The organism is Bordetella sp., assembly GCF_057362025.1.
Window position 1 is genome coordinate 82,375 of the sequence record NZ_JBMQQZ010000003.1, and the last position, 21,927, is coordinate 104,301.

Annotated in this window: 18 protein-coding genes and 1 pseudogene; 8 read left to right on the forward strand and 11 right to left on the reverse strand. The window is 66.8% G+C overall.

All coding sequences use genetic code 11. The annotated features are described in order from the left end of the window. The first annotated feature begins 1 nt into the window (after position 1). Genes ACO1P8_RS01590 through ACO1P8_RS01615 form a run of 6 tightly spaced genes read left to right on the forward strand, consistent with a single transcriptional unit; the run spans position 2 to position 5,225 of the window. Positions 2 to 802 carry an ABC transporter permease gene (locus ACO1P8_RS01590; protein ID WP_486294182.1) on the forward strand — a complete coding sequence of 267 codons (801 nt, stop codon included), beginning with the start codon at positions 2 to 4 and terminating at the stop codon, positions 800 to 802. Then, a complete protein-coding gene (locus ACO1P8_RS01595; protein WP_486294183.1) occupies positions 802 to 1,962 on the forward strand; it encodes an NAD(P)/FAD-dependent oxidoreductase in 1,161 nt (386 codons plus the stop codon). The genes ACO1P8_RS01590 and ACO1P8_RS01595 overlap by 1 nt, the downstream gene beginning before the upstream one ends. Continuing rightward, a complete protein-coding gene (locus ACO1P8_RS01600) occupies positions 1,946 to 2,254 on the forward strand; it encodes a (2Fe-2S)-binding protein (RefSeq protein WP_486294184.1) in 309 nt (102 codons plus the stop codon). The genes ACO1P8_RS01595 and ACO1P8_RS01600 overlap by 17 nt, the downstream gene beginning before the upstream one ends. Then, complete coding sequence (locus ACO1P8_RS01605) at positions 2,251 to 3,696, forward strand: FAD/NAD(P)-dependent oxidoreductase (protein ID WP_486294185.1); 1,446 nt, start codon at positions 2,251 to 2,253, stop codon at positions 3,694 to 3,696. The genes ACO1P8_RS01600 and ACO1P8_RS01605 overlap by 4 nt, the downstream gene beginning before the upstream one ends. Before the next feature lie 9 nt (positions 3,697 to 3,705). Further along, positions 3,706 to 4,869, forward strand: coding sequence for an NAD(P)/FAD-dependent oxidoreductase (locus ACO1P8_RS01610; RefSeq protein ID WP_486294186.1), 1,164 nt, complete (start codon positions 3,706 to 3,708; stop codon positions 4,867 to 4,869). Continuing rightward, positions 4,866 to 5,225, forward strand: a complete 360-nt coding sequence (locus ACO1P8_RS01615; RefSeq protein WP_486294187.1) for a RidA family protein — start codon at positions 4,866 to 4,868, stop codon at positions 5,223 to 5,225. Before ACO1P8_RS01610 ends, ACO1P8_RS01615 begins: the two co-directional genes overlap by 4 nt. A gap of 32 nt (positions 5,226 to 5,257) precedes the next feature. On the opposite strand, the gene ACO1P8_RS01620 is transcribed toward ACO1P8_RS01615, so the two are convergent. Further along, positions 5,258 to 7,549, reverse strand: a complete 2,292-nt coding sequence (locus tag ACO1P8_RS01620; RefSeq protein WP_486294188.1) for an FdhF/YdeP family oxidoreductase — start codon at positions 7,547 to 7,549, stop codon at positions 5,258 to 5,260. Between the two features lie 253 nt (positions 7,550 to 7,802). Between ACO1P8_RS01620 and ACO1P8_RS01625 the strand changes: the two genes are divergently transcribed. After that, positions 7,803 to 10,244, forward strand: a complete 2,442-nt coding sequence (locus tag ACO1P8_RS01625; protein ID WP_486294189.1) for an ATP-dependent DNA helicase — start codon at positions 7,803 to 7,805, stop codon at positions 10,242 to 10,244. Between the two features lie 86 nt (positions 10,245 to 10,330). Beyond that, on the forward strand, positions 10,331 to 11,002 hold the full coding sequence (locus ACO1P8_RS01630; protein WP_486294190.1) for an O-methyltransferase: 672 nt from the start codon (positions 10,331 to 10,333) through the stop codon (positions 11,000 to 11,002). 52 nt (positions 11,003 to 11,054) lie between these two features. Here the strand turns inward: ACO1P8_RS01630 and ACO1P8_RS01635 are convergent, their stop codons facing one another. From ACO1P8_RS01635 to ACO1P8_RS01680, 10 genes and pseudogenes are all read right to left on the reverse strand, one after another. After that, positions 11,055 to 11,591 carry a ferritin-like domain-containing protein gene (locus ACO1P8_RS01635; RefSeq protein WP_486294191.1) on the reverse strand — a complete coding sequence of 179 codons (537 nt, stop codon included), beginning with the start codon at positions 11,589 to 11,591 and terminating at the stop codon, positions 11,055 to 11,057. A 32-nt stretch (positions 11,592 to 11,623) separates the two neighbouring features. Then, a complete protein-coding gene (gene ligD, locus ACO1P8_RS01640; RefSeq protein ID WP_486294192.1) occupies positions 11,624 to 14,188 on the reverse strand; it encodes a DNA ligase D in 2,565 nt (854 codons plus the stop codon). Between the two features lie 2 nt (positions 14,189 to 14,190). Beyond that, positions 14,191 to 15,129 (reverse strand): non-homologous end joining protein Ku, encoded by a 939-nt coding sequence (gene ku, locus ACO1P8_RS01645; protein WP_486294193.1) that lies wholly within the window; start codon positions 15,127 to 15,129, stop codon positions 14,191 to 14,193. Positions 15,130 to 15,255: 126 nt separating this feature from the next. Continuing rightward, a complete protein-coding gene (gene kce, locus ACO1P8_RS01650; RefSeq protein WP_486294194.1) occupies positions 15,256 to 16,197 on the reverse strand; it encodes a 3,5-dioxohexanoate:acetyl-CoA acetone transferase in 942 nt (313 codons plus the stop codon). A gap of 34 nt (positions 16,198 to 16,231) precedes the next feature. Beyond that, the gene (locus ACO1P8_RS01655; RefSeq protein ID WP_486294195.1) at positions 16,232 to 16,954 is read right to left on the reverse strand and encodes an ABC transporter ATP-binding protein; all 723 of its coding nucleotides are present in this window, start codon (positions 16,952 to 16,954) and stop codon (positions 16,232 to 16,234) included. Then, the gene (locus tag ACO1P8_RS01660; protein WP_486294196.1) at positions 16,951 to 17,706 is read right to left on the reverse strand and encodes an ABC transporter ATP-binding protein; all 756 of its coding nucleotides are present in this window, start codon (positions 17,704 to 17,706) and stop codon (positions 16,951 to 16,953) included. Before ACO1P8_RS01660 ends, ACO1P8_RS01655 begins: the two co-directional genes overlap by 4 nt. Positions 17,707 to 17,750: 44 nt before the next feature. Then, positions 17,751 to 18,677: pseudogene (locus ACO1P8_RS01665) on the reverse strand (branched-chain amino acid ABC transporter permease); the annotation flags it as partial. Between the two features lie 4 nt (positions 18,678 to 18,681). Beyond that, complete coding sequence (locus ACO1P8_RS01670; protein WP_486294197.1) at positions 18,682 to 19,623, reverse strand: branched-chain amino acid ABC transporter permease; 942 nt, start codon at positions 19,621 to 19,623, stop codon at positions 18,682 to 18,684. A gap of 20 nt (positions 19,624 to 19,643) precedes the next feature. After that, positions 19,644 to 20,891 (reverse strand): branched-chain amino acid ABC transporter substrate-binding protein, encoded by a 1,248-nt coding sequence (locus ACO1P8_RS01675; RefSeq protein WP_486294198.1) that lies wholly within the window; start codon positions 20,889 to 20,891, stop codon positions 19,644 to 19,646. Positions 20,892 to 20,952: 61 nt separating this feature from the next. After that, the gene (locus ACO1P8_RS01680) at positions 20,953 to 21,744 is read right to left on the reverse strand and encodes an SDR family oxidoreductase (protein ID WP_486294199.1); all 792 of its coding nucleotides are present in this window, start codon (positions 21,742 to 21,744) and stop codon (positions 20,953 to 20,955) included. Positions 21,745 to 21,927: the final 183 nt, after the last annotated feature.

Consider the following 21,927-nt stretch of genomic DNA (forward strand, 5'->3'; position numbering starts at 1 on the left):
CATGAACTTCCGCAACGGCCCCATCGGCCTGCTGTTCCATACGATTTTCATCCTGTTCATCCTGGCGCCCATCGTGATGGTGTGCGCGGTAGCGTTCACCTCCGAAGGCTTCATCTCGTTGCCCAGCGGCGGGCTGTCGCTGCGCTGGTTCCGCGCCATCCTCGATAACCCGCGCTTCATCGAGGCGTTCTGGTTCAGCCTGGGGCTGGGCACGCTGTCGGCCACGCTGGCGATCGGGTTGGCGGTCCCCAGCGCGCTGGCGCTGGCGCGCAACCGCTTCCGTGGCCGCGAAGCCTTGCTGGCGTTCTTCCTGTCGCCGCTGATGATTCCGCACGTGGTGCTGGGACTGGCCTTCCTGAAGTTCTTCACCACCGTGGACCTGGCCGGTACCTATGTCGGGCTGGTCGTGGCGCATGTGATCCTGGTGATGCCCTATGCACTGCGGCTGGTGCTGGCGTCGGCCACGGGCATAGACCCTGCGCTGGAGCGCGCGGCGCAGTCGCTGGGCGCGTCGAACTGGACCGCTTTCCGCCGCGTGGTGCTGCCGCTGCTGCTGCCGGGCGTGGTAAGCGGCTGGGTGATCGCCTTCATCACCAGCTTCGACGAGCTGACCATGTCCATCTTCATCGCCTCGCCGTCCACCACCACGCTGCCGGTGCGCATCTTCCTGCATATCGAGGACACCATCGATCCCTTGGTGACGGCCGTGTCGGCGGTGCTGATCTACGTGACCATCATCGCCATCTTCATCCTGGACCGCGCGGTGGGCCTGGAAAAGCTGTTTGTCGGAAAGGGACGTTAATGACGGACGAAACGCAACAAAGCGCGCCCCGCGCGCCGGCGCATCGCGGCATCTACGACGCCGCGGTGATCGGCGGCGGCCTGGTCGGCTCGGCCATGGCCTACGGACTGCGGCGTGAACTCGACCACGTCGCGGTGCTGGACGAGGGCGACGTGGCCTACCGTGCCTCGCGCGGCAACTTCGGCCTGGTATGGGTACAGAGCAAGGGCATGGGGTTGCCGCGCTACGGCGTGTGGACCATGACGTCGGTCACCGCCTGGCCGCAACTGGCGGCCGAGCTGCAAGACCAGACCGGCGTGGACTTGCACCTGGAGCAGCGCGGCGGCCTGCACGTGCTCTTGAGCGACGAGGAAATGGAAGCGCGCGCCACCTTCATGCGCACGCTGCTGGCGCAGCCCGGGATGGCGCAGTACGACTGGAAGCTGCTGGATCGCCACGAGTTGGCCGACATGATGCCCGGCATCGGTCCGGAGGTGCGCGGCGCCAGCTGGACGCCGGTGGACGGCATCGCCAATCCGCTCAAGCTGCTGCGCGCGCTGCACATGAGTTTTGCCCAGCGGGCCGTGGATTATTTGCCGTGCCGGCCGGCGCAGCAGATTCGGCAGCGCGACGGCGTGTTCGAGATCGCCACGCCATCCGGCACGGTGCGCGCGCGCAAGCTGGTGCTGGCCAGCGGCCTGTCGAACAAGGCGCTGGGCGAGCAGGTCGGCCTGACGGTGCCGGTGCGGCCGCAGCGCGGCCAGATCGTGGTGCTGGAGCGCACCCGCCGCTTGCTGGAAATGCCGCTTTCCACGTTGCGCCAGACCGATGAGGGCACCTGGCTGATCGGCGATTCGCAGGAAGAGGCCGGCTATGTGGACAACCAGGTAGGCCTGCCGATCCTGGGCACGCTGGCCGACCGCGCCGTGCGCACGCTGCCCGCCTTGCGCGAGGTGCGGGTGGTGCGCAGCTGGGCCGCGCTGCGGGTAATGTCCAAGGACGGTTTCCCCATCTATCAACAATCCGAGACGTGCCCCGGCGCTTTCGTCGCCACCTGTCACAGCGGCGTCACCCTGGCCGCCGCGCACGCGCTCAAACTGGCGCCCATGATCGCCGCCGGCCAGCTGGACGACGACATGGCGCCCTTCTCGACCCGGAGGTTTCATGTTCAAGAGGCTTGACGAAGCGCAGCGCCAGGCGCAAGGCGCGCCGGTGCGGGTGACGGTCAATGGCGCCGAGTTGCAATGCCGCGCCGGCGACAGCGTGGCCGCGGCATTGTTCGCCGGCGGCGTGCAGGCCTGTCGCGATACCGCGGTGGGCGAGGTGCCGCGCGGGCCCTATTGCATGATGGGCGTGTGCTACGACTGCCTGGTCACCATCGATGGCCAGGCCAACCAGCAGGGCTGCATGACGGCCGTGCGCGAAGGCATGAAGATCGAGCGCCAGCTGGGCGCGCGCAAGGTGCCGGCATGATCGAGACGACGCAATGCGATTTGCTGGTGGTGGGCGCCGGTCCCGCCGGGCTGGCCGCGGCCACGGCGGCCGCGCGGCTGGGCGTGGACACGGTACTGCTGGATGAACAGCCCGCGCCGGGCGGGCAGATCTACCGCGCCATCACCACCACGCCGGTCACCGACCGCGCCGTGCTGGGTCCGGACTACTGGCACGGCGCCTCGCTGGTCGAGCCCTTCAAGCAGTCGGGGGCGCGCTATGTGCCCGGCGCGACCGTGTGGGCGGTGGCCGAGCGTACCGCGCCCGAGCCGGGGCTGGGCTTCGAGGTGGCGTATTCGGTGGCGGGCGAGGCGCGCATCGTGCATGCGCGGCGCCTGCTGCTGGCCACCGGCGCGCAGGAACGTCCCTTCCCGATTCCGGGCTGGACGTTGCCGGGCGTCATCACCGCCGGCGCGGCGCAGATCCTGTTGAAGTCGGCGGGTGTGGTGCCGGCCGACCGTACCGTGCTGGCTGGATGTGGCCCGCTGCTGTACCTGGTGGCGTGGCAGTACCTGAACGCCGGCGTGAAAGTCGACGCCCTGCTCGAAACCACGCCGCCCGGCCGCCTGCGCCAGGCCTTGCCGAAGGTGTGGGACTTCCTGCGTTCGCCCTACCTGGGCAAGGGGCTGTCGCTGCTGCGCGCGGTCAAGGCGGAGATACCCATCGTCAAGGGCGTGACGGCGCTGGAAGCGCTGGGCCAGGACAAGCTGGAAAGCGTGCGCTACACCGCCGCGGCGGGAGAAACCAGGACGCTGCCCGCGCAGCAACTAATGCTGCACCAGGGCGTTGTGCCGAACGTCAACCTGTCGCGCGCCATCGGCGCCGAGCACCGCTGGAACACGGCGCTGGACTGCTGGGAGCCGGACGTGGATGAGTGGGGCCTGACCTCGGTGGACGGCGTCGGCATGGCGGGCGACGGTGCCGGCATTGCCGGCGCGCTGGCGGCCGAGCAGCGCGGCCGGCTGGCGGCGTTGCAGGCGGCGCATCTGCTCGGCCGCATCGACACGGCGCGGCGCGACAGCGAAGCCGCCGCGCCGCGCGCCGCGCTGACGCGGGCGGTGCGCGGACGCGAGTTCTTCGACGTCCTGTACAAGGCCCCGGAAACCTTCCGTCGTCCCACCGGCGACACCATCGTCTGCCGCTGCGAGGAAGTGACGGCGGCGCAGGTGCGCGACACCGTCAAGCTCGGTTGCAGCGGTCCGAACCAGATGAAAGCCTTCCTGCGCTGCGGCATGGGGCCATGCCAGGGCCGCTTCTGCGGCCTGACGGTATCGGAGATCCTCGCCGAGGAACGCGGCGTGCCGGTGCCGGAAGTAGGCTATTACCGCCTGCGCTTCCCGACCAAGCCGCTGACGCTGGGCGAGTTGGCGTCGCTGCCGCAGACCGACGAGTCCCGCCAGGCGGTGGTGCGTCTGAAGAAGTAGGAGGCCGCCATGACGGATGCTTCGCGTTCGGCCGCCGTCATTATCATCGGCGGCGGCCTGCACGGCAGTTCGGCGGCGCTGCACCTGGCGCGTGCCGGCGTGCCGGCGCTGGTGATCGAGAAGAACTACGTCGGCCGCCATGCCTCGGGCGTGAATGCGGGCGGCGTGCGCACGCTGGCGCGGCATCTGGCCGAGGTGCCGCTGGCGCTGGCCTCGCGCAAGCTTTGGTATCGCATCGGCGAGCTGGTCGATGACGACTGCGGCTTCGAGCAGCACGGGCAGGTGCGCGTGGCCGAGAACGAGGCCGACGCGGCAGCGCTGCGCGAGCGCCTGGCGACAATGCAGGCGCATGGCTACACGCATGAACAATGGATAGACCGCGACGAATTGCTGGCGATGATCCCCGCGCTGGCGCCCACGGTGCATGGCGGACTGATCGCGCGCGAGGACGCGGCCGCCGATCCCTATCGCACCGCCCTGGCGTTCCGCCGCAAGGCCGCCAGCCTGGGCGCGCGTTTCCTGGAAGGCGTGCGCGTGCTGCGTACCGCCCACGAGCAGGGACAGTGGCGGATCGAGACCGACGCCGGCGTGTACACCGCGCCGCGGGTGCTCAACTGCGCCGGCGCCTGGGCTGACCGCATCGCCGCCGAATGGGGCGAGCCGGTGCCGCTGACCGCCATCAGCCCGATGATGCTGGTCACGCTGCGCATGGACCATTTCCTGGACGCGGTGGTGCTGGGCACCGGTCGGCCGTTGTCATTCAAGCAGCGCGCCAACGGCACCGTGCTGATCGGCGGCGGCCGCCGCGCCTGGGTCGACCGCGACGCCGAATGGACCGAACTGGATTTTCATTCGCTGGCCGAGGGCGCGCGCACCGTGTGCGACCTGTTTCCGCACATGCGCCACGCGGTGGTGAATCGCGGCTGGGCCGGCATCGAGGCCGCCATGCCTGACGAGATCCCCGTGATCGGGCGCAGCCGCCGTTACGACAGCGCCTTTCATGCCTTCGGCTTCTCCGCGCATGGCTTCGAGCTGGGTCCGATCGTCGGCCGCATCATGGCCGACCTGATCACCACCGGTGCGACCGCGCTGCCGATCGCACCGTTCGCCATCGATCGTTTCGCCGGCGCCACGGGCGCGCCGGTTTCCATTCCCAAGGAGCAGCACCCATGACTGATATCGTGCGCAAGGATTCCAATGAGCGCCTGAGCCGCATCGTGATTCACGGCGACACCGTGTACGTGGCGGGCGTGACATCTTCGGTGGAGGGCGGCATCGTCGCGCAGACGCGCGACGCGCTGGCCAGGATCGACGGCTATCTGGCGCGGGCCGATACGGACAAAACGCGCCTGCTGTCGGTACAGATCTGGCTCAAGGACATCGAGCGCGATTTCGCCGGCATGAACCAGGTATGGGCCGAATGGGCGCCGGCCAATGCGTTGCCGACGCGCGCGACGTGCGAGGCCAGGCTGGCCTCGCCCGATCTGCTGGTCGAGATCATCGTCACGGCCGCCAAGCGTCCGGGCTGAGCCGGCCGGCCGGTGGCGGAATCACAGGTGCCTCAGCCCTCCTTGCGCAGGGTGATGGGCACCGACTTGGCTGCCGGCACCTTGCTTTCCCTGGCGTAGTGCCATAGCGGGATCAGCGGATTGCATTCCGGGAAATACGACCACGCGCAGCCGGCGGGGATGTCGTAGGGATGGACAGCCAGACCGTTCACCTCGCGTTTGAATCCGTCATCCGCCACGGTACTGGCCACCACGGTGTCGCCTTCCCGCAGGCCCAGCCGCGCCATGTCGTGCGAATTCATCATGAGGACCTTGCGCGTGCCGTGCACGCCGCGGAAGCGGTCATCCAGTGTATACACCGTGGTATTGAACTGGCTATCGCCGCGCGTAGTCATGAGGCGGAGGACGTCGCCGCCGCGCTCGGGCATGTCGGGATCGGCGCTCAGCGTTTCCGGTACAAAGAAGTTGGCCTTGCCGGTTGCCGTTTCCCATTTGCGTTGGGCCGCGCCCAGCGGACGGTGGAAGCCGCCGGGATTCCACATGCGCTGGTTGAAGTCCTTGAAGATCTTCGGATAGGTGGCTTCGATGGCATCGCGTACCAGGGAATAGTCGCCGACCCAGCGGTCCCAATCCACGCCGGGATTCGGCGGCAGGGTGGCTTTGGCGATGCTGGCGACGATGGCCGGCTCGGAAAGCAGCTTGCCATGCGCGGGCTCGTGGATGCCGCGCGACCCGTGAAAGCAGCCCGTGCTGTCTTCCATCGACACGGCCTGTTCGCCGCTGGCCTGCCGGTCCACCTCGATGCGGCTCAGGCAAGGCAGCAGGTAGGCTTGCCTGCCGTGCAGCAAGTGGCTGCGGTTCAGCCGCGTGGTGATGCCCACGGTCAGGTCCAGGCGGCGCCACGCCGGTTCCATGCGGTAGTGATCCGGAGTGGCGCGGGCGAAATTCCCGCCCAGGCCGATAAAGGCGGTGACCCGTCCGTCCAGCATCGCCTCGCAGGCTTCCACGGTATTCATGCCTTTTTTGGCCGGCGGATCGAAATGGTAGAGCTCGCGCAGCTTGTCGGCGGGAACGTGGTCGGGTTTTTCCGTGATACCGACCGTGCGTTGTCCCTGTACGTTGGAGTGTCCGCGTATCGGGCAGACACCCGCGCCCGGTTTGCCGATATTGCCTCGCAGCAGCAGCAGGTTGGTCACCATCTGCACGCTCTGCACGCCGTTGCGATGCTGGGTCAGCCCCATGCCGTACAGCAGCATGGCGGCCTTGGCACGGGCATAGGTCGCGGCCGCTTCGGCCAGCTGGGACCGGCTCAATCCGGATTCGTTTTCGATGTCCGTCCAGGCCGTCTGGCGCATCGCTTCGGCGAAGTCCTCGAAGCCATGTGTGTGCTCGGCGATGAACGCATGATCCAGCACCGGCTCGGTACCGTCCAGGCGGGCGGCATCGTCGGCTTCGATCAGCCATTTGCACAAGCCGGCCAGCGCGGCGGTATCGCCGCCGAGCTTCAACTGCAGGTACTGGGTGCTGATCTGCGTTTCCTTGCCGGTCAGCATCTCGACCGGCGATTGCGGGTTGGTGAAACCGACAAGGCCCGGCTCGCGCAAGGGGTTGAAGGTGATGATGGGGACGCCGCGCTTGCGCGCGTCCTGCAGAGGATGCAGCATGCGCGGCGCGTTGGTGCCGGTGTTGTGGCCGAAGAACAGCATGCAGTCGGCGTGTTCGAAGTCTTCCAGCGTGACCGTGCCCACCGCTACGCCTATGGTCTTGGGCAAGCCCACGGAGGTGCTTTCGTGGCACATGTTCGAGCTGTCGGGCAGGTTGTTGGTGCCGTACATGCGGGCGAACAGGGCATACATGTAGGAGGTTTCCAGCGACGCGCGGCCGGAGGTATAAAACACCGCCGAATCGGGATCGCGTCCGCGCAGCAGCGCGCCGATCTCTTCGAACGCCTGTTGCCAGCCGATCTCCACATACTTGTCGGTGGCGGCGTTCCAGCGCATGGGGACCGTCAAGCGGCCGATCGCCTCCAGTTCGTGATCGGACCAGGATTCCAGTTCGGTGCAGGTGTGCGAGTCGAAGAAGCTGGCCGGTACCTGCTTGCTCGTGATGTCCCAGGCGGTGGCCTTGGCGCCGTTCTCGCAGAATTCGAATGGATGGGGATGGGCCGGCTTGGCCCAGGAACAGCTGACGCACATGAAGCCGTCGGGTTTGTTCTGGTGCATCAGCACTTTCGTGCCGTGCATCAGGCGATGTTCCTTGACCAGGATGGATCCGACGGCGCGCGCCGATCCCCAACCGCCGGCCGAATCGGTGTGCGGTCCGGAAGAAGTGTGTTCTTTCGTCATTTGCTCGTACCCTCGTCGCCGGGTGGCCCCCATGCGCGATCGTTGTCGGCATGGGCCGTCCGGCAGGGCCGGAGGCAGTCTGGGACACCCTTTTTGTGTGCATGCGCGCGTGCCGCGGTGCGGCGGCAGGTGCGCGGGTGTGCGCTCATCGCAGGAACCATGCCCGTGCGGGCGGCGCGGCGGCGGTCCAGGGCCGGCCGGGGTAATATCTGTACATTCATCCAGTAGTCGCGTGGCTGCTGGAGGCAACAGCATGCCCCGTGCAGATACAGCCTCTTCCATGTCGAGCCAGCCTCCCATCGCGGTCCCGCCGCCGTCCGCCGCGCGCCCCGACGAAGCCGCCACCTACGTCGTGGCCGTGCGCGCGCTGTGCGAGTTCACCGCGCGGCGCGGCGATCTGGATTTGCGCTTCACGCCTTCGCCGTCCGCGCAGGAGGGCGTCGCGGGACATGGTCTGGTCGCGGCGCGGCGGGGCGCCGGCTACGAAGCCGAAATCGCACTGGCCGGCCGGTACGGCCCGCTGCGCGTGCGCGGCCGCGCGGACGGCTACGATGCCGGCCGCAATCGCCTGGAAGAGATCAAAACCCATCGCGGCGATGTCGAGCGCATTCCCGCCACCCACCGCGCCTTGCATTGGGCGCAGGCCAAGGTCTACGGCCATCTTCTTTGCGAGGCCAGGAACCTGTCCGGACTCGATATCGCGCTGGTGTACCTGGACGTGGGCAGTCAACAGGAAACCGTGCTCGTCCATGCGCACAGCGCGGGCGAGCTGCGCGATTTTTTCGTCGAGCAGTGCGACAGGTTCCTGGCCTGGGCGCGCCAGGAAATCGCCCACCGGCAGGCCCGCGACGCGGCGATGAGCCGCCTGGAATTCCCGCTGGGTCCGTTCCGCGCGGGGCAGCGCGACCTGGCCAAATCGGTTTTCCGCGCGGCGCGCGATGCGCACTGCGTGCTCGCGCAGGCGCCGACCGGCATCGGAAAAACCATGGCGACGCTGTTTCCCATGCTGAAGGCCTGCGCGGATACGCTGGACAAGGTCTTTTTCCTTTGCGCCAAGACGGCGGGCCGGCGGTCCGCCCTCGATGCGCTGGACTGCTTGCGGCAGGATACGCCGGGCCTGCCGCTGCGCGCGCTGGAACTGGTGGCGCGCGAGCAGGCCTGCGAGCATCCGGACAAGGCCTGCCATGGCGAATCATGCCCGCTGGCGCGGGGCTTCCACGATCGCCTGCCGGCGGCCCGCGCCGCGGCCCTGGCCGCGTATTCCATGGACCGGGGCAGCGTTCGCGCCGCCGCCCTGGCGCACGGCATCTGCCCGTATTTCCTCGGCCAGGAACTGGCGCGCTGGAGCGACGTGGTGGTGGGCGACTACAACTACTACTTCGATTCCAGCGCGATGCTGTATGGCCTGACCATGGCCAACCAATGGCGCGCCGGCCTGCTGGTGGACGAAGCCCACAACATGCTCGAACGCGCGCGCCGCATGTATTCCAGCTCCCTCGGGCTGGACGACATAAGGCTGGCGCGCCGCGCCGCGCCGGCCGGCCTGCGTCGGCCACTGGATGCGCTGCGGCGCGTGTGCCGCGGCCTGTTGACCGAACAGCCGGGCGCGTATGCGGCGCACGAATGTGTCCCGCCGGCGCTCCTCGCGCAATTGCAGCGGACGGCGACCGCGCTGGCCGGACATTTCGCCGAGCAGGGCGGCGATGCGTCCGAGCCGCTGCTGCGCCTGTACTTCGACGTCCTGGCCTTCGTGCGGCTGGCGGAAACTTTCGGCGAACACGCCATTTTCGATATCTCGCGCGACGAAGGCGCAACGGGACGGCACGTACAGGGAACGCTGTGCATCCGCAATGTCGTGCCGGCGCCTTTCCTCGCGCCGCGGTGGGCGGCCGCGCATGGCGCCGTGCTGTTTTCCGCGACCCTGCACCCCATGAGCTTCCATCGCGATACGTTGGGCCTGCCGCGAGGCTGCCATTGGCTGGACGTGCCGGGTCCGTTCCGGGCGGAACAGCTGGCGGTGCATGTGGTGGGCGATGTTTCGACGCGCTACCGCGACAGGGATGCCTCCGGGCCGGCCATCGTGGACATCATGGCGCGAGAGTATGCGGAACGGCCGGGCAATTACCTATGCTTTGCCAGCAGCTTCGATTACGCAGGCCGCCTGGCGGCCCATATGCGCGCGCGTTTTCCCCAGGTGCCTGTATGGGAGCAGGCCGCGGGAATGCAGGCGGCAAACCGCGATGCGTTTTTGGCGCGCTTTGCGCCCGGCGGCGCGGGCGTCGGCTTCGCCGTGCTGGGCGGTGTTTTCGGCGAAGGGGTGGACCTGCCCGGCGATCGGCTGATCGGCGCCTTCATCGTTACGCTGGGACTGCCGCAGGTCAACCCGGTCAATGAGCAAATGATGCGGCGCATGCAGGCACGCTTCGGCAACGGTTTCGACTACACCTACCTGTTCCCCGGCCTGCAAAAGGTCGTGCAGGCGGCGGGGCGCGTGATCCGGACGGAAACCGACCGGGGCAGCGTATACCTGATCGATGACCGGTTCGGCCGCGCCAAGGTGCGCGCGCTATTGCCGGCCTGGTGGCGGCCGCGCCTGCTCCAGCAGGGGCCGGGCGGAGCCGGCGCGGCCGGCCGGTGCGGCGGGCAGGGCGCCACCACTGCCCTGGGTACCCTCGCATTGCGTCAGGAAAACTGACAAATGCGCAGGATAAATCGATGTTCCGCGGCAGCGGCGCCGCGTAGGATAGGCAACGTCATTGAACACCCATTGCGGGAACCGCTATGAACGCCGAAACCTGGAGCGCCCTGGATTCCTTCCTCGAAGACGTACTGTTGCTGCGGGAGGCCCGCCTGGACGCGGCGCTGGCCCGTTCGGAGCAGGCGGGCCTGCCGCCGCATGGCGTGGCCCTGAACCAGGGCAGGATGCTGCAGATTTTTGCACGAATGGTCCGCGCGCGCCGCATCCTGGAGATCGGCACGCTGGGCGGCTATAGCGCCATCTGCATGGCGGATGCCCTGCCGGAGGGCGGCAAGCTCGTCTCCCTGGAGCGCGATGCGCGCTACGCACGGGTCGCGCGCGAGAACATACGCGCGGCTGGCCTGGAGCGGATGGTGGACGTGGTGGTCGGCGATGCCGTCACGACCCTGGACCGCATGGTGGCGGAAAAGGTCGCGCCTTTCGACCTGATCTTCATCGACGCGGACAAGAAGGACAACCCGCATTATCTGGCGGCTGCGCTGCGGCTTGCGCGCGACGGCACCGTTATCGTCGGCGACAACATCATACGCGGCGGCCGCCTGCACGCCGGGGATGCGCAGGATGATCCGGACGTGCGCGGCGCGCGCACCTTCCTGGCCGATATGGCGCGGGATCTGCGCCTGAACTGCACGGCCTTGCAGACCGTCGGCGCCAAGGGATGGGATGGTTTTTCGCTGGCGATCGTCTCCATGTAGCGCAATGATGCCCGGGGAACGCCGGCCAGGGCGCGACAGGCGCCCCGGGCGTTCAGACCTTCGCCTTGGCTCCCGGCATCTGGGCCAGTTCCAGGAAACGCCGCGCGACGCTTGCCATGTTGTGTTCCAGCCAATCCGCCATGGCTTGCTCCTGCGGCAGGATGCGTTCGCATACCGTCATCGTCTCGCGGTCGCCCAGCAGGCGCGCGGCCTCGATCAGGTTCCGGTACGAGGCGATTTCGAAATGCTCGAACGCATAGCTCAGCATGCTGCCCTTGACGATTTCGTCGCTGGCAAACATCCCCACAGCGCCCTGCATGCCCGCCATCGCCTTGCCCGCCAGGTCCTTCACCGCCGAGGTGTCGCCGCCGTGCCGTTCGATGCAGGCCGCGACCCGCCTGGCCTGGTCGCGCGTCTCTTCGATATGCTGTTCGATCCTGCGTTTCAGGTCGGGGTAGTTTTCGATGCGCCTGGCCATGGCCGCCAACATCGTTTCCGCCTGCTGTTCCATGGCGTGCGCATCGCGCAGCCAATCCATGAAATGCGATTCCAGGACGTCGCGGTCCATGGTGATCCTTGCGTTTTCCATCGTCGTCTCCTCGGGTATCGGGAACGCGGCGTTCAGGCCTTCGGGTCGAAGCCCAGCTGCTTCATCGCGGGCCCGATGGATTGCGGCCGATAATCGCGCCAGGGGTCGTTGCCGACATCCAGGCGCGTGTGCGCGGTGGCGATCGTCCACTGCGCACCGCTTTTGATTCGCGCCAGTTCGTCCCAGCCGATCGGCACCGAGATGCCCAGCCCCGGCCGCGCGCGCGCCGACCAGGCGGCGACGGTGGTCGCGCCGAAGCCGTTGCGCAGGTAATCCGGAAAGATCTTTCCGACGCGGTTCTTCGGGCCGCTTTTCGCCACGAAGAGCTGCGGCAGGGTCCGGGCCAGATGCCGCACGATGGCTTCCGAGAACCCCTTGACGGCGTCCCACCCGTACTGCTTGCGCAGGGGGACGACCACATGCAGGCCCTTGCCGCCACTGGTTTTCAGCCAGCATTGCAGCCCGATTTCCTCCAGCAGCACGCGGACCAGCCCGGCCGCCTGCCGCAGGGTTGCCCACTTCACGCCATCGCCGGGGTCCAGGTCGAACAGCATGCGATCAGGCTTGTCGATCGCTGTCTTGACGGCGTTCCATGTGTGGAACTCGATCACGTTCATCTGTGCGGCGGACATGATCGCCTCGCCCGAGGGCACCTCCAGTAGCGATGGGTGGTCGGGGTCCAGGCGTTCCGGCAGCGCCTTGACCCCGGGCATGGCCGCTTCCAGGTGCTTCTGGAAGAACAGCGGCTCCTGTATCCCGCCCGGCGCGCGTACCAGGGATACCGGCCTGCCTTTCAGGTGCGGCAGCAGCAGCGGCGCCACCAGGCCGTAATAGCGCGCCAGATCCAGCTTGGTCAATCCGGTGGAGGGATCGATGACGCGATCCGGATTGGACAGGCGCCCGGGCTTCGCCGTTTTCGCAGCCTTCGTCGTTTTCGCCGTCTTCACCGTCTTGGCCGTCTTCGCCGTCTTCACCGTCCCGGCCGCCTTCACCGCCTTGGCCGGGACTGCCTTCTCGCGCGTTATCGCGCGCGCCGGCTTGTCCGTGCGCAGGCCGCGGAATACCGAATGGCGTATATGGCCGGATTTCGTCCATTCGCCGAACGACACCTCCGCCACGAGTTCGGGCTTGATCCAGTGTGCGCGACGCGGCATGCCGGCCTGCTGGGGCAGGGGGCGTTCCGCGACCGCCAGGGCCCGCATCTTGCGCGCCAATTCGTCCAGTCCCCGCGTATCGAAGCCCGTACCCACCTTGCCGGCATAGCGCAGGCCGCCTTTTTCGTCATGCACCGCCACCAGCAACGCCCCGAAGCCGGTGCGGCTGCCGGCGGGATCGGTATAGCCGACGATAACGAATTCCTGCCGCTGGGCGCATTTGATCTTTACCCAGGTGTCGGATCGCCGCGAGACATAAGTCGCGTTGCGGCGTTTCGCGATAATGCCTTCCAGGCCCATTTTGCACGCCGACTGCACCAGGTCCTCGGGCGGCGCGTCGAAGGCCGCGCTGAAGCGCACGGGGCCTTCCTTGGCTGCTCCCAGCAGTTGTTCCAGCAAGGCCCGGCGGGTGGTAAGCGGCTCCTCGCGCACGTCGCGGCCCGCGACGAAGGGCAGGTCGAAGGCATAGAAGACGATATCGCCCGTCCGCTCGCTTTCGAAGGCGTTCTGCAATGCCTGGAAGCTGGGCGTCCCGTTGTCCGTCAGGACCACGATTTCGCCGTCGATCCACGTCCCCGGTATCTTCAGCTTGCCCAGCGCCTTCACCAGATGCGGCATCCTGGCGCTCCAGTCGTGGCCATTGCGGGTGTAAAGCCGCGCGCCTTTTTCGTCCAGGCGGGCCAGCAGACGATAGCCGTCGAACTTCAGCTCGTAGACCCAATCGGCCGCGTTCGGCGGCACGCCGTCCACCAGCGTGGCCAGTTGCGGTTTCAGGCTACTGGGCACCGCGCGCGCCACGCCGGGCAATTTTGGTTCCGGACTTTCCTGTTCCGCCTTTGCCGCTGTCCGCTTTTCGCCGCCCGCGGCCCGGGCCAGTGCCTTTTTGCGCTGCGCGCGCAACGGCACCACGCTGTCGGGCATTTCGTCCACCACGCTGAACGCCTGCTCGGCGCGGGCGAACTCGTCGCGGTCCTTGATCAGCAGCCAGGGCGGCTGTCGTTCGTTTTCCTTGCCGTGCAATCGCACGAGCGCCCAGCGCCCCTGCATCTTGGCACCCATCAGGTCGAACTTCAGATGGCCTTCCCGATATCCCTTGCGCGGATCGCCCACCGGCTGCCAGGTGCCTTCATCCCAGATGATGACCTTGCCGGCGCCGTATTGGCCTTTGGGGATTTCGCCTTCGAACTGGTTGTAGGCGATGGGGTGGTCCTCCACCTGCACGGCCATGCGCTTGACGGCGGGATCGTAGCTGGGCCCTTTGGGGACCGCCCAGCTCTTCATGGCGCCGTCGAGCTCCAGCCGGAAATCGTAGTGCAGGCGCGTGGCCCAGTGCTTCTGGATCACGAAGGCGCGTGCCGCCGCGTTGGGTTTGCCGCCGCCGGCAGGTTCCGACGTGACCTCGAAGTCGCGCTTCTGCCGGTACTTGGCAAGGGTATCCGCCATGGTCAGGCCGCCTTACGCGCACGGCCGCCGGATTTCGAGGCGGACTTCGCGGACTTCGTCTTGGTGGCCGATTTGCGCGCCGGACTTTTTTTGGCGCCGCCCGCATGTCCGGCCGATGCCGTCTTGCCGCCCGCATGCCGGCCTTTCAAGCTGCGTTGCAGCAGCTCGGTCAGGTCGATGACGTTGCTCGAAGACACCTCCGGCGCTTCTTCCTGCGGTTCGATTACGGTCTCGGTCTTGCCGGCTTTTACCTTCTGTTCCACCAGCGCCATGATGGCCTGGCGGAATTCGTCCTTGAAGTCCTCCGGATCCCAATCGCCGGACATGTCGTCCACCAGCATCTTGGCCATTTTCTGTTCCTGCGCGCTGGCAGCCAATGCCTTGGCGCCGACCGCCGGCAGGTCCAGTCCCTCCAGGGACTTCACCTCGTCACCCCAGCGCATCAGGTTCAACACCAGTGCGTCGCCGGACGGCACCAGCGCGGCCAGGTGCTGCTTGGTCTGGATCACGACCTTGGCGATGCCGATCTTGCCGGTCTTGGCCAGGGTGTCGCGCAGCAGCGCATACACCTTCTGGCCCTTGTTGATCGGGGCGACGTAGTAAGGCCGCTCCAGGTAGACAAAAGAGAGTTGCCCGGCGGGAACGAAGCGCTGTATCTCTATGGTCTGCGTGGTGCGCGGATAGGCTTCGGCGATTTCTTCCGGCGAGATGATCACGTACTGGCCGTCCTCGTACTCGACACCCTTGACGATGTTTTCCCTATCTATCTCGCGGCCGGTGCGCTTGTTGATGCGCTTGTAGCCCACCGGGTCCATGGTGCGCTTGTCGAGCCAGTCGAAATCGATGCCGGATTCCACGGCGGCGGTATGCAGCCCGACCGGTATGTTGACCAGCCCGAACGAGATGGCGCCTTTCCAGATCGTTCTTGTGGACGAGGCCATGGCAACTCCTGTTTTTCAAGGGCGCATGCGCCAGCCCGCCTGCGCCGATCGCTCGTGCGCAGCAACTTCCATGCCGGATTCGTCCGAAGGCGTGCGCCGCGGGGCCGCGGCGAGCCGGTATTGCCGTCAGAAGGCGACCGCGCCGGCGCCTTTCAGCCCCAGCATGGCGCGGGCCTCGTCGGGGGTGGCGATGTCCAGCGAGAGCTCTTCCAGGATGCGGCGGATCTTCCGCACCTGTTCCGCGCAGGACTTCGCCAATTGCCCTTTCCCCAGGTAAAGGCTGTCTTCCAGCCCGACGCGCACGTTGCCGCCCAGGATGGCGCCCATGGTCACCAGCGGCATCTGGTGCCGGCCGGCGCCGAGCACCGAGAAGCGGTAGCCGTCGCGGCCGAACAGCCGGTCCGCGGTGGTCTTCATGGTGGCCAGGTTCTCCGGATCCGGACCCATGCCGCCCAGGATGCCGAAGATGCTCTGGATGAACAACGGCCCTTTCACCAATCCCTCGTCGACGAAATGCGCCAGGTTGTACAGGTGTCCCATGTCATAGCATTCGAATTCGAAGCGGGTGCCGCAGTCCTCGCCCAGCACCTTCAGGATGTGCCGGATGTCGCGGAAGGTATTGCGGAAGATCAGGTCTTCCATGCCCTCGATGTAGGGCTTCTCCCAGTCGTGCTTCCATTGTGCGATGCGCCGCGCCGCGGGGTGGATGGAGAAGTTCATCGATCCCATGTTCAGCGAGCACATTTCCGGCTTGGCGCGCAGCGGATAGGCCAGCCGTTCCTCCAGTGTCATGCGCGTGCTGCCGCCGGTGGTGATGTTGATCACCGCGTCGGTGGCGTCGCGGATGACCGGGACGAAGGCATCGAATACGGAGGGATCCGCGGTCGGCCTGCCGTCGCCCGGGTCGCGTGCATGCAGATGCAGGATGGCCGCGCCGGCCTGTGCCGCCTCGATGGCCTGCGCGGCGATATCTTCCGGCGTGAGTGCCAGATGCGGCGACATGGTGGGTGTATGGACGGACCCGGTGACCGCGCAGGAAATGATGACTTTTTGCTGGCTGGTTTTCATGGCGAATGGTGGCTCGGAGTGGAAAAGCGGCGGCTCATACGGCCAGCCATTGCGAAACGACGGCCTGGTTGGCGCCCAGTTCGGCGGGGCTGCCTTCGAAGACGATACGGCCATGCCCCATGACGCAAACGCGCGTCGAGACCTTCAGCGCGATGGTCAGTTTCTGTTCGACCAGCAGCACCGATACGCCTTTGCGATGCATGTCCCGGATGCACTCGCCGACCTGGCTGACGATCCTGGGCGCGAGGCCTTCGGTGGGTTCGTCGATCAGGATCACCAGCGGATTGCCGAGCAGCGAGCGGCATATCGTCAGCATTTGCTGCTCGCCGCCCGACATGCTGCCGGCCTTGGTATTGCGCCTTTCCTTTAGCCGGGGGAAATAGTCGAACATCTGCGCCATCGTCCAGCGGTGCGCGCCGGCCACCGGCGGCTGCTCGCCCATGCGCAGGTTCTCCTCGACGGTCAGGTTGGCGAAGATCTCGCGCTCTTCCGGCACGTAGGCGATACCGGCCCGGCAGATGGCGTAGGGACGCGCGCCCGCCAGGTCGCGTCCGCGCAGACGGATGTGGCCGGCCGTCGGCGCGACCAGGCCCATGATCGTCTTCATGGTGGTCGATCGCCCCGATCCGTTGCGGCCCACCAGGCTGACGACTTCGTCGGCGGGCACGCGCAGGCTGACGCCGTGCAGCACGTGGCTTTTGCCGTAATGCGCGTGCACGTTGTCGACTTCCAGCAGGGGTGTGGGCTTCGTGTTCATGCCGCCACCTCGTCGCCCAGATAGGCCTCGCGCACACGTGCGTCCGCGCGTATGGCCTCGGGCGTGCCGGTGGCGATGACCTCGCCATAGACCAGCACGCTGATGCGATCGCTCAGCGCGAAGACCACGTCCATGTCGTGCTCCACGATGACCAGCGTGCGTCCCGCCGTGGCTTCGCGGATCAATTGGGCGGTGTACGCCGTTTCTTCGTTGGACATGCCGGCCATGGGTTCGTCCAGCAGGACGAGCAGGGGATCCGACGCCAGCGTCATGGCGATTTCCAGCGATCTTTGCTCCGAGTAAGCCATCTCGCCCGCGATGACGGATGCCTTGGCCGTCAGGCGCACGAGCGCCAGCAGCCGTTCGGTCTCGTCGCGGATGCGGCGGTCCCGGTCGATGAAGCGCCAGAACACGTATTGCGAGCCGTGCGCGCGCATCACCGCCAGGCGCACGTTCTCGTAGGTGCTCAGGCGGGGAAAAATATTGGTGATCTGGAACGACCGCGCCAGGCCCAGCCGGTTGATGGCCTGCGGCGAACGGCCGCCGATTTCCTTTCCCTCGAAGCGGATGCTGCCCGAGCTGGGCGCGAGCTGGCCGGATATCAGGTGAAACACGGTGGATTTGCCCGCGCCGTTGGGACCGATCAGCGCATGCCGTTCGCCCTGCCGCACGTCCAGGTCCACGCCGCGGATGATTTCGGTCATCCCGAAGGATTTGCGTAGCGCGCGCAGGCTCAGTATGGGTTCGCTCATGCCATTTCCTTGTCGGCGGGGCGCTCCGCCGGCGTGGCCAGCGGCCGCCGCACGCGCCGTATCAGACCGGCCAGGCCGGTGGGCATGAACATCATGACCAGCACGAAGAGGACGCCCTGGTATAGCAGCCAGGAGCGGGTCAGGTCCGAGACCGCGTAGCCGAAGAATGTCATCAGCGAGGCGCCGAAGGCCGGTCCGAGGAAAACCTGGACGCCGCCGATATAGGTGTTCAGGACCGCCGCGGCCGACAGGGCGGGGTCGAACAAAACGTAGTTGGCCGATTCGTTCGAAATAACGAGCAACCCGCCGGCCAGGCCGGAGAACATCGCGGAGATGGCGAATACCAGCGTGCCGAGTCCGTGGACGTTGTAGCCCAGGAACTGCAGGCGATGGCTGTTTTCACGCAGGCCCAGCGTCAGCCGGCCCAGTGGCGTGCGGGTATACAGGTAAAGCAGGGCCAGGGCCAGCAGCACCCAGGCCAGCGTCAGGTAATACACCTGCGTGGTCGAGCCGAAGTCCAGGCCCCAGGCCGGCATGCGCATGGTCGAAATGCCCGCCTCGCCGCCGAACAGTCCCTTCAGGTGCGGGGCCAGCGCGTGGACCAGTTCGGCGATCGCCAGCGTGATCATGGCGAAATAGGTGCCGCTGCGCTGCGTGGCGAACCAACCCGCGATACCGCCGAATACCAGTCCGCCGGCCGCGCCCGCCAAGGGCATCAAGGGGGTGGGCAGCAGGCCCGCGCCCCCCAGGGCATTCATGGCATGGACCGTGGCGAAGGCGCCGACGCCGAAGTAGGCGGCATGCCCGAAGGACAGCATCCCGGCCTGGCCGCACAGCAGGTTGTAGGCGCTGGCGAAGAGGGCGGCGATCAGCATCTGGACGGCTGCGTTGAGCAGCCCCTGGGACAGCAGAAAAGGCAGCGCGGCGAGCGCCGCGGCGCCGGCCACGCATGCGGGCAGGAGGGTCTTCATGGCCTTACTCCTTCTCGCCCATGAGGCCACCGGGCCTGACCAGCAGGATCAGCAGCATGATGGCGAAAGGCAGCGTGCCTGCCAGGCTGGACAGGCTCAGTGTCATCAGGCCGCCGATCCCGCGCGCCCAGTCTCCCAGGCCGAACCAGGCGAAGAGGTCCGCCAGGCTGGCATCCACGGCCACCGCCAGCGACGTGACGATGCCGATCAGCAGCGAGGCCAGCATCGCGCCGACCAGCGATCCCAGGCCGCCGACGACGACCACTACGAACACCATGACGCCCAGCTCCAGCGCCATATTGGGATTGGTGGTGTAGAAGGCGCCCGCCACCGCGCCCGCCAGTCCGGCCAGCGCGGCACCCGCGCCGAAGACGCCCATGAAGACCAGTGGAACGTTATGCCCCAGCGCTTCCGCCATGCGCGGCTTGTGGATCGCCGAGCGCACCACGATGCCTACCCGCGTGCGGGTCAGGACCAGGTAGATGGCGACGAACATCAGGATCGCGATGCCGCCCATCAGCACGCGGTAGGCCGGATACTGCGTGCCGCCGATGCTGAAAGCGGAAAAATCCAGCGACGCGGGCACGCGGTAATCGACCGGATAGTTGCCGAAGACCAGCTTGATCGATTCCGCGATGATGAACGACAGGCCGAAGGTCAGCAGCAACTCGTGCGCGTGGCCGTGATGATGCACGCGGCGCAGGAAATAGCGTTCCACCACGACGCCCACCAGCCCGACCAGCAGGGGCGATGCGATCACGGCGGGCCAGAAGCCGATCGCGCCCTGCAGTGCATAGGCGAAGTAGGCGCCCAGCATGTAGAAGGACGCGTGAGCGAAGTTCAGCACGCCCATCATGCCGAAGATCAGCGTCAGGCCGGCGGACACCATGAACAGCAATAGTCCATAGATGACGCCGTTCAGCAGCGAAAACAGGATTTGTTCCATGGCGGCGGCCGCGCGTCGGTTCAGGCCGGCCGCTTCATCTTGCAGGTGGCCTGCGCCGGCGTGGATGCTTGCTGCGCCGTAAGCAGCAGGACCGGCTTGAACCCCATGTCGGTGCCGTCCACCTTGTACCGGGCATCGCGCGTCACCGTCGAAACCACCATGGGGAGCTGCGCCTGGTGGTCCGACGCGCGCATGCTGATCTCGCCCATGGGGGTCGGGATCCGAGCCGTTTCCAGCGCCTTGGCGAATTCGTTGACGTTCAGCGCGCCGTTGACGGGCGGCGTGCGCTTGAGCGCGTCGGCGACCATCTTCATGCCGTAGAACGTCTGCGGTTCGACGAACACCGGGATGTGGCCGGTCTTGGCCTTGTAATCGTCGACGAATTGCGCGGCGTCGTCGCCTCCGGCCTCGGCATTGAAGGTATGGACCACGAAATTGCCCACGGCCAGTTCGCCCGCATTGGCCAGGTTGCCCGGCTGGTCCAGGTACACGGTGCCGTAGCGCGCTTTCAGGCCGGCCGCCTTCGATGCCTTCATCAACAGGAGCAGGTCGTTGGACCAGTTGCCGGTGATCACCGTATCGGCGCCGGAGGCGGCGATCTTCGCGACGTAGGGAGAGAAATCCTGGATCCTGTTGACGTCGTGCAGCGTCTTTTCCACCACCGTGTAGCCGCCCAGCTTCTGGTCGGCGACGATGGCCTTCTCCATGTCCTGGCCCCAGGAATAATTCTGGTTGATCGAGTAGACCTTGGTGCCCAGCGCGTTGGCCTTGCGCATGCCTTCGATCAGCGACTTGGTGCGGACCTCCGCATTGCCGGCGAAACGGAAGTGGTAGAAGTTGCACTTTTCGCCAGTAAGCTCCAGCGCTTCGGCGCCCACGTTGATGTAGACCATCTCCTTGCCGGGGTTGCGCAGGTTGTACTTGCGCACGTCCTCGGTGATCTGCCCGCCGATGGCCGAGGATGCGCCTTGCACGACGATCTGCACGCCGTCGGCGGCGGCCGCCTTGAGCTTGTCGGCCGCGCCGGCCGGGCCGCCCTGGTTATCGTATTCCAGCAGTTGCACCGGTTCGCCGTTCCATCCGCCGGCCGCGTTGATCTGGTCGATGGCGTAGCGCACCGCCGTCCGGTATGCCTGGCCGGAGGATGCCTGCGGGCCGGACAGGGTTTCCACCAGGCCGATCTTCACCGGCGCCGCCGATGCGGGCGTGGCGCTGAAGATACCCAAGGCGGAAACGACGGCGATGGCCGGTAGGTCGAGCTTGTTCATGGTTGTCTCCTGATTTTTTTGAATGGAACTGAGGTGGTGGCGGGACCTCGGCCCGAGGCGGTCACAGATATTCCACGTTGCCGTCCACGCTGATCGCTTGCCCGGTCACGTTGCGGGCGGCCGGCGAGCAGAGGAACAGCGCCATCGCGGCGACATCCTCGGCCGTTACCATGCGGCGCAGCGAGATTTTCCGCAGATATTCCTGTCGCATGGCTTGCACCGGCACGCCGGCCGCCGCCGCGCGCGCGCCTATCACGCTGTCCATGCGGTCGCCTTCCACCGTTCCGGGCAGGATGGCATTGGCGCGCACGCCATGCGGACCCAGCTCGATCGCCAGCGATTTCATCAGGCCTACGATGGCCCACTTGGTCGAGGCATAGGGGGTACGCAGCGGGTAGCCGAGCCGTCCCGCCACGGAGCTCATGGCGATCAGGCAGGGGTGGTGGGGCGAGTCCTTCAGCAGCGGTACCGCGCGGGACGCGAAATAGAAGTGGCTGTTCAGGTTCACGTCGACGGTGCGGTCCCAGTCGCCACGCGCCAGCTGTTCCACCGGGCCGGTCGGTCCGGCGATGCCGACGTTATTGACCAGAACGTCCAGGCCGCCCAGGGCGTTCCTGACGTCATCGAAGACGGTGTCCACGTCGCGCGCGACGGATGCATCGGCCGTGCTGGTCGTGATTTCCGGCGCCTCGGCCGTCAGCCGGTCCAGCGCGGCGCGGTCGATATCGCACACGTGGACGCGGGCGCGGGCTTCCCGGAAAGCCCGCGCCACGGCGGCCCCGATGCCGGCGCCGCCGGCGGTGACGAGGACGCGCAGGCCCGGCATGGGTCGCAGCGAGTCGATGACGCTCATGGACACGTGTTTGTCTCCCGATTTCCAGCAAATACGGGGAGTGTCCCGGAAACGGGCGGTCCCGCCTATGTGCGATCCTCACACTTATCAGCCCCTCTTGATATGATGTTCACACTGCAGAGGTGTTCGCTCCGGTTCCGGCGGGCTGTTCGGCAAACGGTGCCGAAGCCCGGTCTTCTCCTT